Source organism: Streptomyces sp. NPDC052299, from assembly GCF_040679335.1.
Taxonomy (GTDB): domain Bacteria; phylum Actinomycetota; class Actinomycetes; order Streptomycetales; family Streptomycetaceae; genus Streptomyces.
This window is the reverse complement of sequence record NZ_JBFAUP010000008.1, coordinates 264,664-279,059: the sequence shown is the minus strand read 5'-3', so window position 1 is coordinate 279,059 and position 14,396 is coordinate 264,664. Positions and strand designations below refer to the sequence as shown.

Genomic DNA, 14,396 nt, shown 5'->3' with positions numbered 1-14,396 from the left:
TCAGTACGCTTGGCGGTTATGAGCACTCTTGAGCCCGAGCGCGGGGCAGGTACCGGAACCCTCGTGGAGCCGACGCCGCAGGTGTCGAACGGCGACGGCGACCACGAGCGCTACGCCCATTACGTCCAGAAGGACAAGATCATGGCGAGTGCCCTGGAGGGCACCCCCGTGGTCGCACTGTGCGGCAAGGTCTGGGTACCGGGGCGCGACCCCAAGAAGTACCCGGTCTGCCCGATGTGCAAGGAGATCTACGAGTCCATGGGCGCCGGCGGCGACAAGGGCAAGGGCGGCAAGGACAAGAAGTAGCGGCCACCGGTACGGCCCGCAGCTGAAGGTCCGGGAGACCCCCGGGGCGCGCATCCGTGCGCCCCGGGGGTCTTTCGCGTGCCGTTGCACGGGCTGCTCCGTCAGGTCACGGAGTGGTGCAGACGTGGTGCAGACCACTTGTGGCCGCCCTGGTCCGGACCTACTCTCCTGCCTGTTGTGCAGAACGAAATGTGCGTTGCACATTCTGCAACGCTGACCGGTAGGGGTTCCCGGATGAAGTTCTCTGCCCGAATCGCCGCCCCGGCCGCGGCGCTCGTCCTGGCGGGCCTCACCGCCACCGCCTGCGCGCCGCAGACCTCCGACACCGGAGCCAAGGGCGACGAGAAGACCGGCACGCTGCGGGTCTGGCTGTTCCAGGAGGTCGGCAACAAGCCGAAGGAGAAGGTGGTCGACACCGCGGTCGCCGCCTTCAGGAAGGCCCACGAGGGCGCCAAGGTCGAGATCGAGTACATCCCGGTCGAGACCCGCGCCCAGCGCGTCAAGGCCGCCTTCAACGACCCGAAGAGCGCCCCCGACCTCATCGAGTACGGCAACACCGACACCGCCGGGTACGTCAAGGACGGCGGACTCGCCGACATCACCTCCGAGTTCGGTGCCTGGGCCGACGCCAAGGACACCGACCCGGCCGCCGAGCAGTCCGTGACGGTCGACGGCAAGGTCTACGGCGCCCCGCTCTTCGTCGGCGTGCGCGCGCTCTACTACCGCACCGACGTCTTCGCGGACCTGGGCATCGAACCGCCCAAGTCGCAGGCCGAACTCATCTCCACCGCCAAGAAGATCCACCAGAAGAAGCCGGACCTGTACGGGCTCGCCGTCGGCGGCGCCTACACCTACGGCGCGATGCCGTTCATCTGGGCCAACGGCGGCGAACTGGCCGACCGGGACGGCTCCTCGTACACGTCGGCCATCAACAGCCCGAAGGCCCGCAAGGGCATCGAGGCGTACACCTCGCTCTTCGGCGCCGGCAACTGCCCGCCCGCCAAGTGCGCGGCCATGGGCGGCAACGCGACCGTCACCGCCTTCGCGTCCGGCAAGGCCGCCATGGCCATCGGCGGCGACTTCAGCCACGCGGCCGTCGAGGCCGGCAGCGTCAAGGGCAAGTACGCGGTCGTCCCGCTGCCCGGCGTGGCCGAGGGCTCCATAGCGCCCGCGTTCGCCGGCGGCAACAACATCGGCGTGCTGAAGAGCAGCGGGCACCGCACCCTGGCCGTCGACCTGATGAAGGAGCTGACCGGCAAGGCCTCCCAGGCCCGCATGTTCGACGCGATGGGCTTCCTGCCGACCTACACCGACGTCCGCGCCGCCGCCGCGAAGCGCGAGCCGTTCGTGGAGCCCTTCGTCAGGACGCTCGGCGCCGGGGCCAAGTTCGTCCCCGCGTCACCGGCCTGGGGCCAGATCGACTCCTCGCTGATCCTGCCCACGATGTTCCAGGAGATCGTCAGCGGCCGTAAGGACGTGGCGGAGGCGGCCGACGACGCCGCGAAGAAGATGGACGCGGCGTTCGCCGAAGCAGGCTGACGATGACCGCGAACAGCACGGCGTACAAAGCGCCCCCCACGCCCCCCACCCCCCGCCCGCGCCGCCGGTCCGCCTCCCCGGCCCGGCGGCCGGGCTGGACCCCCTGGCTCTATCTGCTGCCCGCGCTCGTCCTGCTCGGCGGGCTGCTGGTCTACCCGATCTACCAGCTCGGCCTGATCTCCTTCCTGGAATACACCCAGGCCCAGGTCAGCGGCGGCGAACCGGCGACCTTCCAGGGGTTCGGCAACTACGCAACCCTCTTCGGTGACGGCCAGTTCTGGCAGGTCCTCCTCGCCACCGTGGTCTTCGCCGCCGCCTGCGTCCTGGCGACCCTGCTCGTCGGCTGCGCCCTCGCCGTCCTGCTGACCCGGATACGGGCCGTGCCCCGGCTCGCCCTCATGCTCGCCGCGCTCGGCGCCTGGGCGACCCCAGCGATCACCGGGTCGACCGTCTGGGTCTTCCTCTTCGACGCCGACTTCGGGCCGGTCAACCGGATTCTGGGGCTCGGCGACCACTCGTGGACGTACGGGCGCTACAGCGCCTTCACGCTGGTGCTCCTCGAAGTCCTGTGGTGTTCCTTCCCGTTCGTGATGGTCACCGTGTACGCGGGCATCCGGGCGATCCCCTCCGAGGTCCTGGAGGCGGCCGCACTGGACGGGGCCTCGCAGTGGCGGACCTGGCGCTCCGTCACGGCCCCGATGCTGCGGCCGATCCTGACCGTCGTCACCATCCAGTCGGTCATCTGGGACTTCAAGGTGTTCACCCAGATCTACGTCATGACCAACGGCGGCGGGATCGCCGGGCAGAACCTGGTGCTGAACGTGTACGCGTACCAGAAGGCGTTCGCCTCCTCGCAGTACAGCCTCGGCTCCGCGATCGGCGTCGTGATGCTGCTGATCCTGCTCGCCGTCACGCTCGTGTACCTGCGGCTCGTGCGCCGTCAGGGGGAGGAACTGTGAGGCCGCCCGTCCGCCGGCCAGGCCGGCTCGCCGCCGAGGCGGCCGCACTGCTCATCGCCGCCGCCGTCGCCTTCCCGCTGTACTGGATGGTGCTCTCCGCCCTCAAACCGGCGGGCGAGATCCAGTCCACGCACCCCAGGCCCTGGACCCTCGCGCCCTCCCTGGACTCCTTCCGGCGGGTCTTCCAGCAGCAGGACTTCGGGCGCTACTTCCTCAACAGCCTGCTCGTCGCCGGGACGGTCGTCGTCGCCTCCGCGCTCGTCGCGTTCCTGGCGGCCACGGCGGTCACCCGGTTCCGGTTCCGCTTCCGGACCACGCTGCTGATCATGTTCCTGGTCGCGCAGATGGTGCCGGTCGAGGCGCTGACGATCCCGCTGTTCTTCCTGATGCGGGACTTCGGCCAGCTCAACACGCTCGGCTCGCTGATCCTGCCGCACCTGGCGTTCTCGCTGCCGTTCGCGATCTGGATGCTGCGCGGCTTCGTGCGGGCCGTGCCGGAGGCGCTGGAGGAGGCCGCGTACATCGACGGGGCGAGCCGCACCCGCTTCCTGTGGCAGGTCCTCTTCCCGCTGGTCTTCCCCGGCCTGGTGGCGACGAGCGTCTTCTCGTTCATCTCCACCTGGAACGACTTCCTGTTCGCGAAGTCGTTCATCATCAGCGACACCTCCCAGTCGACGCTCCCGATGGCGTTGCTGGTCTTCTTCAAACCCGACGAGAACGACTGGGGCGGGATCATGGCAGCCTCGACGGTGATGACCGTGCCCGTGCTGGTCTTCTTCGTACTCGTACAGCGACGCCTGGTCTCCGGACTCGGCGGAGCGGTTAAGGACTGACGTCATGGCCATGGAACTGATCCCGGCGCCCCGGAGCGCCGACGACCGGGGGCGCTGCGGATTCGTCCTCGACGCGTCCACCGTCGTCGCGGCGGCCCCCGGCACCGGGACCACCGAACGCTGGCTGCGCGCCACCCTGGGCGCCGCGTTCGGCCTGTCCCTCGCCCCCGGACCCGAGGACGCCCCGCGCGCCGTCGTGCTGCGCACCGACGACACCCTGCCCCCCGAGGGCTACCGGCTGACCACCACGCCCGACGAGGGCGTCGTCATCACCGGCGGCAGCCCCGCCGGGGTCTTCTGGGGCGCCCAGACCCTGCGCCAGCTGCTGGGCCCGGAGGCGTTCCGCCGGGCGCCCGTGGGCGGGGCCGCCGCCCACGGCTTCGGGTTCACCGACATCGAGGACGCGCCCCGCTTCGGCTGGCGCGGTCTGATGCTCGACGTGGCACGGCACTTCATGCCCAAGGACGACGTCACGCGCTACCTCGACCTGCTCGCCGCGCACAAGCTGAACGTCTTCCACTTCCACCTCAGCGACGACCAGGGCTGGCGCGTCGAGATCAAGCGGTACCCGCGCCTCACCGAGGTCGGCGCCTGGCGCCCCCGTACCAAGTACGGACACCGGGCCTCCGAGCTGTGGGACGAGACCCCGCACGGCGGCTACTACACCCAGGACGACATCCGCGAGATCGTCGCCTACGCCGCGGCCCGGCACATCCGCGTCGTCCCCGAGATCGACATCCCCGGCCACTCGCAGGCCGCGATCAGCGCCTACCCGGAGCTCGGCAACACCGACGTCATCGACACCTCGGCGCTCGGCGTCTGGGACAACTGGGGCGTCACACCGAACGTCCTGGCCCCCACCGACCACGTCCTGCGGTTCTACGAGGGCGTCTTCGAGGAACTGCTCGAACTCTTCCCGCCGGAGACCTCGCCGTTCGTCCACGTCGGCGGCGACGAGTGCCCCAAGGACCAGTGGAAGCAGTCGCCCGCCGCGCAGGCCCGCATCAAGGAGCTCGGGCTGGCGGACGAGGAAGAGCTCCAGTCCTGGTTCATCCGCCACTTCGACACCTGGCTCACCGAACGCGGTCGCCGCCTCATCGGCTGGGACGAGATCCTGGAGGGCGGCCTCGCACCCGGCGCCGCCGTCTCCTCCTGGCGCGGCTACGCGGGCGGCATCGCGGCCGCCGAGGCCGGGCACGACGTGGTCATGTGCCCGGAGCAGCAGGTGTATCTGGACCACCGTCAGCACGGCGGCCCCGACGAGCCGATGCCCATCGGGTACGTCCGCACGCTGGAGGACGTCTACCGCTTCGAACCCGTGCCGCCGTCCCTGAGCGAGGAGGCGGCCCGGCACGTCCTCGGCACCCAGGCCAACGCCTGGTCCGAGGTCATGCAGAACCGGGCCCGCGTCGACTACCAGGTCTTCCCCCGCCTCGCCGCCTTCGCCGAGGTCGCCTGGTCCGCTCTGCCCGCCCCGGACGAGCGGGACTTCGCCGATTTCGAGCGCCGCATGACCACCCACTACGGGCGGCTCGACGCCCTCGGCGTCGGCTATCGGCCGCCGACCGGACCGCTGCCCTGGCAGCAGCGCCCCGGCGTCCTCGGACGCCCTATCGAGGGGGCACCCCCGAACGTGTGAGCCCGGTCCCGACCCGCTCTCCCGCCACCGCGGTCCCTGCGACCGTGGTGGCGGCGGCGTTTCCCGAGTGCCGCCCCTGGCAACGGAGAAAGCCGTACGGACATGAGGAAGACCGGCAAAGGGTGCGCACCCCTGAACTGGCCCGAAATCGGGACCATTACCCTGAACGTTGACGGACACACCCTTCGCGGACCTGCGCGTCGGGCCGGTCCGAAGATGTGCCAGAGTTGCCACGTCCGGGCTTCGAGCACGTACCGTACGGCGAAACAGGCGGGAGCGCCGGACACCGGGAAGGGGCAGCTGGGTTGACCACGCACGCACCGCAGGCGACGCAGTCCGTGACGCTGCCTGCCTCGCTGGACGAGGCGGTGGCGGCACTCGGCGCCATGCCGGCCGCCGTCCCCGTGGCAGGCGGCACGGACCTGATGTCGGCCGTCAACAAGGGGCTCCTGCGCCCCTCCGGTCTGGTCGGACTCGGCCGGATCAGCGAGCTGCGCGGCTGGCACTACCAGGACGGGCACGCCCTGCTGGGCGCCGGCCTGACCCACGCCCGCATGGGGCGGCCCGACTTCGCGGCCCTCATCCCCGCGCTCGCCGCCGCCGCCCGCGCCGCGGGCCCCCCGCAGATCCGCAACGCCGGCACGCTCGGCGGCAACATCGCGACCGCCGCACCGACCGGGGACGCGCTGCCGGTGCTCGCCGCGCTGGAGGCCGAGCTCGTCATCGCCGGACCCGGCGGCGCCCGCCGCGAGATCCCCGTCTCCCACCTGCTGGCCGGCCGCGAGATGCTGGAGCCCGCCGAGCTGATCGGCTTCGTCCGGGTGCCCCTGCTGCACGCCCCGCAGGTCTTCCTCAAGGCCACCGGCCGCACCGGCCCGGGCCGCGCCACCGCCTCCGTCGCGGTCGTCCTCGACCCGGCCAGGCGCGGGGTGCGCTGCGCGGTCGGCGCCATCGCCCCGATGCCGCTGCGCCCGCTGGAGGCGGAGCGCTGGATCGCCTCGCTGATCGACTGGGACGGGGCGCGCGGCCTCGCACCCGACGCGCTGGCCGCCTTCGGCGAGTACGTCGCGGCCGCCTGCATCCCGGACCAGGAACCACCCGCCGACGGGGGAGAGGCGCCACCGCTGCCCCCCGCCGTACTGCACCTGCGGCGCACCGTCGCCGCGCTCGCCCGACGCGCGCTGGGGAGGGCACTGTCGTGAGCAAGGAGAACCCCGCCGAGCAGCAGCACGGCGGCTGGCAGCCGACCCCGCAGGGCGGCGACTACGACGGCGAGGCGACCGCCTTCGTCCAGCTGTCGCCGGAGGACCTGGCGGACATCCCGCTGGCCGCGCCCGGCCACGGCTACACCCCGCCGATGATCCTGCCGCTGACCCCCGCCGCCGACCGCGACCCGGCGGCCGCCGGCAACTGGGTCGTCCAGGCTCCGGAGCAGCAGCCCGGACAGCCCGCGCCCGACGCGGTGCACTGGCCCGACCCGAACCAGCAGTCCGGCTACGGCTACCCGCACCCCGAGGAACAGCAGCACACCGGCTCGTACCAGGAGCCGTACGGCACGGACCCGGCCGCCACGGGCCAGTGGACGGTGGACACCTCGTCCTGGCCGGCCCCGGCCGCCCCGCTCTCCGACGACTCCGGCGAGCTGTACACCCCGCCGCCCGTCGCCGACTGGTACGCGGACCGCCCGGCCACGCTGCCGGGCGGCGCCCCGGCCCCCTGGGCGGTGCCGGACCCGGCCGGGGCCACGGAGCGGGAGGCGGGTGAACCCGCCGACGTCCCGGCCGATGGGCCGGCAGGCGTACCGGGCGACGCACGGATCGGCGTCCCGGCCGAAGGGCTGTCGGGTGTCCCGGGCGACGGCCCGGAGGGCGTCCCGGGCGACGCCCCGGCCCAAGGCCCCGCCGACGCGCCGGCCGGCGCCCCCGCCGAGAGCGCTCCCGAGGCGGCCGGGCCCGCCGACGGCGAGCGGCCCGCGCCGGAGGCCGACGCCCTCGCCGACGCGCCCGACGCGGCGCCCGTCGCGGCCCCGGACCCCGTCGCGGCGGCGCCCGGCGCCGAGCCCGCCGGGGAGGCACTGCCGGACACGGAGGCGCCCGAGGCGGAGGCGGTCCGGCCCGCGGAGGTGCCCGAGGCCGCGGCCCCGGAGGGGCCCCCGCAGCCCAGCGAGCACCCCGCCGCCTCGTACGTGCTGCACGTCAACGGCGTCGACCGGCCGGTCACGGACGCCTGGATCGGCGAGTCCCTGCTCTACGTGCTGCGCGAACGCCTCGGCCTCGCCGGGGCCAAGGACGGCTGCTCGCAGGGCGAGTGCGGGGCGTGCAACGTCCAGGTGGACGGGCGGCTCGTCGCCTCCTGCCTGGTCCCCGCCGCCACGACCGCCGGCAGCGAGGTGCGTACGGTCGAGGGCCTGGCCGTCGACGGGGAACCGTCCGACGTGCAGCGGGCGCTGGCGGACTGCGGCGCCGTCCAGTGCGGCTTCTGCATCCCCGGCATGGCGATGACCGTCCACGACCTCCTGGAGGGCAACCACCGCCCCAGCGAGCTGGAGACCCGGCGGGCGCTGTGCGGCAACCTCTGCCGCTGCTCCGGCTACCGGGGCGTCCTCGACGCGGTCAACGAGGTCATCGCGGGCCGCGAGGCCGCCGCGGAAGCCGCCGGGGAGGCGGGCGCCGGCGAGTCCGAGGAGCCCCGCATCCCGCACCAGGCGGCTCCGGGCGCCGGTAGTGTGCAGGCCCACCAGCAGGACGGAGGCATGGCGTGAGCAACGACGCGGCCGGCGCCACCCCCACGACGATCAGCATCCCGTCGCCGGCCGGCCCGGGCGGACCCGAGGCCGAGCAGCCGCGGCTCGGCATCGGCGCCTCGCTGCCGCCGGCCGACGCCCGCGCCAAGACCGAGGGCACCTTCCCGTACGCCGCCGACCTGTGGGCCGAGGGCCTGCTCTGGGCGGCCGTCCTGCGCTCCCCGCACGCGCACGCCCGCATCCTCTCCATCGACACCTCGGCCGCCGCCGAGATGCCCGGGGTGCGCGCGGTCGTCACCCACGCGGACGTCCCGGGCGAGGCGCTGTACGGCCGCAAGGTCGTGGACCGCCCCGTCTTCGCCGCCGACCTGGTCCGCCACCACGGCGAGCCGATCGCCGCCGTCGCCGCCGACCACCCGGACACCGCCCGGCTCGCCGCCGCCGCGATCGCCGTCGAGTACGAGGTGCTGGACCCGGTCACCGACCCGGAGAAGGCGTTCGAGGCCGAGCCCCTGCACCCCGACGGCAACCTCATTCGCCACATCCCGCTGCGCTACGGCGACCCGGAGGCGGCCGGCGAGGTCGTCGTGGACGGGCTGTACCGCATCGGCCGCCAGGACCCCGCCCCGATCGGCGCGGAGGCCGGGCTCGCCGTGCCCCGCCCGGACGGCGGCGTCGAGCTGTACACCGCGTCCACGGACCCGCACACCGACCGCGACCTGGCCGCCGCCTGCTTCGGGCTCGAACCGGAGCGGGTCAAGATCGTCGTCACCGGAGTGCCCGGCGCGACCGGCGACCGCGAGGACCCGGGCTTCCAGCTGCCGCTGGGCCTGCTCGCCCTGCGCACCGGCTGCCCGGTCAAGCTGGCCGCCACCCGCGAGGAGTCCTTCCTCGGCCACGGCCACCGCCACCCGACCCTGCTGCGCTACCGCCACCACGCGGACGCGGAGGGCCGCCTCGTCAAGGTGGAGGCCCAGATCCTGCTGGACGCGGGCGCCTACGCGGACGCCTCGTCGGAGTCGCTGGCCGCCGCGGTCGCCTTCGCCTGCGGCCCGTACGTCGTCCCGCACGCCTTCATCGAGGGCTGGGCCGTCCGCACGAACAACCCGCCCTCCGGCCATGTCCGGGGCGAGGGCGCGATGCAGGTCTGCGCCGCCTACGAGGGCCAGATGGACAAGCTGGCCGCGAAGCTGGGGATCGACCCGGCCGAGCTGCGCATGCGCAACGTGCTGGCCACCGGCGACATCCTGCCGACCGGGCAGACCGTGACCTGCCCCGCGCCCGTCGCCGAACTGCTCACCGCCGTCCGCGACCACCCGCTGCCCGCCCTGCCCAAGGACGGCTCGGAGGACGACTGGCTGCTGCCGGGCGGCCCCGAGGGCGCGGGCGAACCGGGCGCGGTGCGGCGCGGCGTCGGATACGCGCTGGGCATGGTCCACATGCTCGGCGCGGAGGGCGCCGACGAGGTGTCCACGGCCACGGTCCGGGTCCAGGACTCGGTCGCCACCGTCATCTGCGCCGCCGTCGAGACGGGCCAGGGCTTCTCCACGCTGGCCCGGCAGGTCGTCCAGGAGACCCTGGGCGTCGAGGAGGTGCACGTCGCCTCCGTCGACACCGATCAGCCCCCGGCGGGCGCGGCCACCCACGGCCGGCACACCTGGGTCTCCGCCGGTGCGGTCGAACGCGCCGCGAAGATGGTCCGCACCCAGCTCCTCCAGCCCCTGGCGCACAAGTTCGGGATGTCCACGGAGCTGCTCCAGATCACGGACGGCAAGATCACCTCGTACGACGGGGTGCTCTCCACGACCGTGTCCGAGGCGCTGGACGGCAAGGAGCTGTGGGCCACCGCGCAGTGCCGCCCGCACCCCACCGAACCGCTGGACGAGTCCGGGCAGGGCGACGCCTTCGTGGGCATGGCGTTCTGCGCGGTCCGCGCGGTGGTGGACGTCGACATCGAGCTGGGCTCGGTCCGGGTGGTCGAGATGGCCGTCGCCCAGGACGTCGGCCGCGTCCTCAACCCGTCCCAGCTGGCGACCCGCATCGAGGCGGGCGTCACCCAGGGCATCGGCGCCGCCCTCACCGAGAACCTGCGCACCGCCCGCGGCCTGGTCCGCCACCCGGACCTCACCGGCTACGCCCTGCCGACCTCGCTGGACGCGCCGGAGATCCGCATCGTCAAACTGGTCGAGGAGCGGGACGTGGTCGCCCCGTTCGGCGCGAAGCCCGCGTCGGCGGTCCCGGTCGTGACGTCCCCGGCCGCGGTGGCGGCGGCGGTCCGCGCCGCGACCGGCCGCCCGGTCAACCGCCTCCCGATCCGCCCCCAGGCAGCGGTCGCGGCGCCGAAGGGCTGACGCGCCCCGCACACGGAAACCGCCCGCCCCCGGCGCGGGGGCGGGCGGTTCATGGAGACCGTGACCGGATTCGAACCGGTGTAACTCGAGTTGCAGTCGAGCCCCTGAGCCTCTCGGGCACACGGTCCTGCGTGGTGTCGCTGAACCGACCGTAGGCCCGGCCGCGCGGGCGCTCAAGGCTTCCGGGAGCCGTGCAACGCGACTGCCACACGCCGTTCACGATCGCGGCAGCCGTCCTAGGTCCAACGACCGAGGGCAGGACCGACCACCGACAGGGTTCATCAGGTGTTTCGCCCCTTACCCTTGGCTCATGACCGCCCTGGAACCGCGCGACGCCGATGTCCCGCGCCTCATCAAAGACGTCGACGTCCCCGCCCCGGAGGGGCCCGTGCTGCCGGAGGGCATTCTCGGGCGGACGTACCGGGCGCTCAGCATCGGCATCGTCTCCGTGGTGTTCCTGATCGCCTTCGAGGCGACCGCCGTGGGGACCGCGATGCCGGTCGCCGCGCGTGAGCTGCACGGCATCCCGCTGTACGCGTACGCGTTCTCGGCGTACTTCACCACCAGCCTCTTCGCCATGGTGCTGTCCGGGCAGTGGGCCGACCGGCGCGGGCCGCTCGCCCCGCTGGCCACCGGGATCAGCGCCTTCGCGGCGGGGCTGCTGCTGTCCGGGACCGCGGGCTCGATGTGGATGTTCATCGCGGGCCGCGCCGTCCAGGGGCTCGGCGGCGGGCTGGTGATCGTCGCGCTGTACGTGGTGATCAGCCGCGCCTATCCGGAGCGCCTGCGGCCGGCGATCCTGGCAGCGTTCGCCGCGAGCTGGGTCATCCCCTCGGTCGTCGGGCCGCTGGCCGCCGGCAGTGTCACCGAGCACCTGGGCTGGCGCTGGGTCTTCGTCGGCATCCCGGTCCTGATCGTCTTCCCCCTCGCGCTCGCGCTGCCCGAGATCCGGCGCATGGCGTCCGGCCCGGCGGACCCGGAGGCGCCGGTGGAGGCGTACGACCGACGGCGCATCGCGCTCGCGCTGGGCATCTCGCTGGGTGCCGGGCTCCTCCAGTACGCCGGCCAGGAGCGGAACTGGCTCTCGCTGCTGCCGGCCGCCGCCGGGGCCGCGCTGCTCGTCCCCGCGATCCGGGGGCTGCTGCCCCGGGGCACCTGGCGCGCGGCGCGCGGGCTGCCCGCGGTGGTGCTGCTGCGCGGCGTCGCGGCCGGGTCGTTCATCGCCGCCGAATCGTTCGTCCCGCTGATGCTGGTCACCCAGCGCGGCATGTCCCCGACCTTGGCGGGCCTCTCCCTGGCCGCGGGCGGCGGCACCTGGGCACTGGGCTCGTACGTGCAGTCCCGGCCCCGCCTGGAACCGCACCGCGAGCCCCTGATGGTCGGTGCGATGGTCCTGGTCGCCCTGTCCATCGCGGCGGCCCCGGCCGTGCTGATCGCCTCCGTGCCGGTCTGGACCGTGGCCGTCGCCTGGGCGTTCGGCTGCTTCGGCATGGGCGTGGTGATCGCCTCCACCAGCGTGCTGCTCCTGAAGCTGTCCGCCCCCGAGGAGGCCGGGGCCAACTCGGCCGCCCTCCAGATCTCCGACGGCCTCTCCAACGTCCTCCTGCTGGCCGCCGGCGGCGCCGCGTTCGCCGCCCTGGGCGGGGGCACGATGGACGCCACGGAGAAGACCGCCACCACCTCCCACCCCGCCGCCTTCGCGGTCGTCTTCTTCCCGATGGCGGCGGTGGCCCTGGCGGGGGCGTGGGTGGCGGGACGGGTGCGGGAACGGTGAGCGGGCGCCGGCCGGCGCGGCACGGGACCGCCGTGTGAGAGCCGTCGCACTTGCGTGTGCGGTGGCGCGGTACGCCGTGGTGCGGGGCAGTCGCACCGGTAGGGTGGCCCGGTTGTCGTATCGCGTGCGGAGCCGGTCCGGCCCGTGCGGACAGCGCCCACGTACCCGAGAGACCCGAACCGGAGACCGTGACTACTACCGCCTCCCACCACCTCTCACCCGCCTTCCCCGGCCGCGCCCCCTGGGGCACGGCCGGAAAGCTGCGAGCCTGGCAGCAGGGGGCCATGGAGAAGTACATCCAGGAGCAGCCGCGCGACTTCCTCGCCGTCGCCACCCCCGGCGCCGGGAAGACCACCTTCGCGCTGACCCTCGCCTCCTGGCTGCTGCACCACCACGTCGTGCAGCAGGTCACCGTCGTCGCGCCCACCGAGCATCTGAAGAAGCAGTGGGCCGAGGCGGCCGCCCGGATAGGGATCAAGCTGGACCCCGACTACAGCGCCGGTCCGCTGAGCAAGGAGTACCACGGGGTCGCCGTCACCTACGCGGGCGTCGGAGTCCGCCCGATGCTGCACCGCAACCGGTGCGAGCAGCGCAAGACCCTGGTCATCCTGGACGAGATCCACCACGCCGGTGACTCCAAGTCCTGGGGCGAGGCGTGCCAGGAGGCGTTCGACCCGGCGACCCGGCGGCTCGCCCTCACCGGCACGCCCTTCCGGTCGGACACCAACCCGATCCCCTTCGTCGTGTACGAGGAGGGCAACGACGGCATCCGGCGCTCCTCCGCCGACTACACCTACGGCTACGGGAACGCCCTGGCCGACGGCGTCGTGCGCCCGGTGATATTCCTCAGCTACAGCGGCAACATGCGCTGGCGCACCAAGGCCGGCGACGAGATCGCGGCCCGGCTCGGCGAGCCGATGACGAAGGACGCCATCGGGCAGGCGTGGCGCACCGCCCTGTCGCCCACCGGCGACTGGATCCCCAATGTGCTGAGCGCCGCCGACAAGCGGCTCACCGAGGTCCGCAAGGGCATCCCGGACGCGGGCGGGCTCGTCATCGCCACGGACCAGGAGTCGGCACGTGCGTACGCCAAGATCCTGAAGAAGGTGACCGGCGAGTCGGCCACCGTCGTCCTCTCCGACGAGAAGGCCGCGTCGAAGAAGATCGACAGGTTCAGCCAGGACGACTCGCGCTGGATGGTCGCCGTCCGCATGGTGTCCGAGGGCGTCGACGTGCCGCGGCTGGCCGTCGGGGTGTACGCGACCACGATCTCGACCCCCCTCTTCTTCGCCCAGGCCGTCGGCCGCTTCGTGCGCTCCCGCAGGCGCGGCGAGACCGCGTCCGTCTTCGTCCCCACCATCCCGATGCTCCTCGAGTTCGCCAACGAGATGGAGGTCGAGCGGGACCACGTCCTCGACAAGCCCAAGAAGGGCAGCGACGAGGAGAACCCGTTCGCCGAGGAGGACAAGCTCCTCGCCGACGCCGAGAAGCTGGAGGACGAGGAGACCGAGGAGCAGCTGCCCTTCGAGGCCCTGGAGTCCGACGCGGTCTTCGACCGGGTGCTCTACGACGGCGCCGAATTCGGCATGCAGGCGCACCCCGGCAGCGAGGAGGAGCAGGACTACCTCGGCATCCCCGGGCTCCTCGAACCCGACCAGGTCCAGCTGCTGCTCCAGAAGCGGCAGACCCGGCAGATCGCGCACAGCCGTCAGAAGCCCGCGTCCGAGGCCGACCTGCTGGAGAAGCCCGCCCAGGACCGCCCGGTCGTCACGCACAAGCAACTCCTCGGCCTGCGCAAGCAGTTGAACACCATGGTCTCCGCCTACACCCACCAGAGCGGCAAGCCGCACGGCGTGATCCACACCGAGCTGCGCCGCGTCTGCGGCGGACCGCCGAGCGCGGAGGCGACCGCCGGGCAGATCGAGCAGCGGATCAAGAAGGTCCAGGAGTGGGCAACCCGGATGCGCTGACCCGCGTACGGCACCCACAGGCCCCGGCACCCTCCCGCATGAGGGTGCCGGGGCCTTGTCGATCAATGAACCGGCCGAAAAATTTTCACGGTGAGTTAACCGCGGTTCACATCCGGTCTACGGAGCGTCGCGGGAGAGTCGGCCGACATGGACGCGCGTAGATGCGCGAGGAACGACCCGCGCGCCGCTGACCGGCACTTATGCTCGTACGGCGCAACCGGGTTTTCGAGGCAGACCGGATTCTGGACGAGGGCTTCCGCTGAGCGGACTCGCTCGCTACTG

10 protein-coding genes and 1 tRNA gene are annotated in these 14,396 nt (G+C 73.0%); 10 read left to right on the top strand and 1 reads right to left on the bottom strand.

What is annotated here, in order from left to right; all coding sequences use genetic code 11:
* The first annotated feature begins 18 nt into the window (after window positions 1-18).
* The 8 genes from AB0L33_RS16455 to AB0L33_RS16420 all read left to right on the top strand — a co-directional run bounded on the left by AB0L33_RS16455 (window position 19) and on the right by AB0L33_RS16420 (window position 10,370).
* A complete protein-coding gene (locus AB0L33_RS16455) occupies window positions 19-306 on the top strand; it encodes a DUF3039 domain-containing protein (RefSeq protein ID WP_026171211.1) in 288 nt (95 codons plus the stop codon).
* A gap of 234 nt (window positions 307-540) precedes the next feature.
* Entirely contained in the window at window positions 541-1,845 is a 1,305-nt protein-coding gene (locus AB0L33_RS16450; RefSeq protein ID WP_365681883.1) for an extracellular solute-binding protein, read from the top strand.
* Between the two features lie 2 nt (window positions 1,846-1,847).
* Entirely contained in the window at window positions 1,848-2,804 is a 957-nt protein-coding gene (locus tag AB0L33_RS16445; RefSeq protein WP_365681881.1) for a sugar ABC transporter permease, read from the top strand.
* On the top strand, window positions 2,801-3,637 hold the full coding sequence (locus tag AB0L33_RS16440) for a carbohydrate ABC transporter permease (RefSeq protein WP_365681879.1): 837 nt from the start codon (window positions 2,801-2,803) through the stop codon (window positions 3,635-3,637). The genes AB0L33_RS16445 and AB0L33_RS16440 overlap by 4 nt, the downstream gene beginning before the upstream one ends.
* 4 nt (window positions 3,638-3,641) lie before the next feature.
* Window positions 3,642-5,276 (top strand): beta-N-acetylhexosaminidase, encoded by a 1,635-nt coding sequence (locus tag AB0L33_RS16435; protein WP_365681877.1) that lies wholly within the window; start codon window positions 3,642-3,644, stop codon window positions 5,274-5,276.
* Window positions 5,277-5,581: 305 nt separating this feature from the next.
* On the top strand, window positions 5,582-6,478 hold the full coding sequence (locus tag AB0L33_RS16430; protein ID WP_365681875.1) for an FAD binding domain-containing protein: 897 nt from the start codon (window positions 5,582-5,584) through the stop codon (window positions 6,476-6,478).
* The gene (locus tag AB0L33_RS16425) at window positions 6,475-8,037 is read left to right on the top strand and encodes a 2Fe-2S iron-sulfur cluster-binding protein (protein ID WP_365681873.1); all 1,563 of its coding nucleotides are present in this window, start codon (window positions 6,475-6,477) and stop codon (window positions 8,035-8,037) included. The genes AB0L33_RS16430 and AB0L33_RS16425 overlap by 4 nt, the downstream gene beginning before the upstream one ends.
* Window positions 8,034-10,370: a xanthine dehydrogenase family protein molybdopterin-binding subunit gene (locus tag AB0L33_RS16420; RefSeq protein WP_365681871.1), complete on the top strand. Its 2,337-nt coding sequence runs from the start codon at window positions 8,034-8,036 to the stop codon at window positions 10,368-10,370. The genes AB0L33_RS16425 and AB0L33_RS16420 overlap by 4 nt, the downstream gene beginning before the upstream one ends.
* Before the next feature lie 52 nt (window positions 10,371-10,422).
* Here the strand turns inward: AB0L33_RS16420 and AB0L33_RS16415 are convergent.
* A tRNA-Cys gene (locus AB0L33_RS16415) sits at window positions 10,423-10,497 on the bottom strand.
* Between the two features lie 183 nt (window positions 10,498-10,680).
* On the opposite strand from AB0L33_RS16415, the gene AB0L33_RS16410 reads away from it, so the two are divergent.
* Both AB0L33_RS16410 and AB0L33_RS16405 read left to right on the top strand, forming a co-directional pair.
* Window positions 10,681-12,144, top strand: a complete 1,464-nt coding sequence (locus tag AB0L33_RS16410; RefSeq protein WP_365681869.1) for an MFS transporter — start codon at window positions 10,681-10,683, stop codon at window positions 12,142-12,144.
* A gap of 188 nt (window positions 12,145-12,332) precedes the next feature.
* Entirely contained in the window at window positions 12,333-14,114 is a 1,782-nt protein-coding gene (locus tag AB0L33_RS16405) for a DEAD/DEAH box helicase (RefSeq protein ID WP_365681867.1), read from the top strand.
* The last annotated feature ends 282 nt before the right edge of the window (window positions 14,115-14,396 follow it).

Coding starts and splice junctions, on each gene's coding strand:
- AB0L33_RS16455 (WP_026171211.1), top strand. CDS start 19: ATGAGCACTCTTGAGCCCGAGCGCGGGGCAGGTACCGGAACCCTCGTG.
- AB0L33_RS16445 (WP_365681881.1), top strand. CDS start 1,848: ATGACCGCGAACAGCACGGCGTACAAAGCGCCCCCCACGCCCCCCACC.
- AB0L33_RS16410 (WP_365681869.1), top strand. CDS start 10,681: ATGACCGCCCTGGAACCGCGCGACGCCGATGTCCCGCGCCTCATCAAA.
- AB0L33_RS16450 (WP_365681883.1), top strand. CDS start 541: ATGAAGTTCTCTGCCCGAATCGCCGCCCCGGCCGCGGCGCTCGTCCTG.
- AB0L33_RS16435 (WP_365681877.1), top strand. CDS start 3,642: ATGGCCATGGAACTGATCCCGGCGCCCCGGAGCGCCGACGACCGGGGG.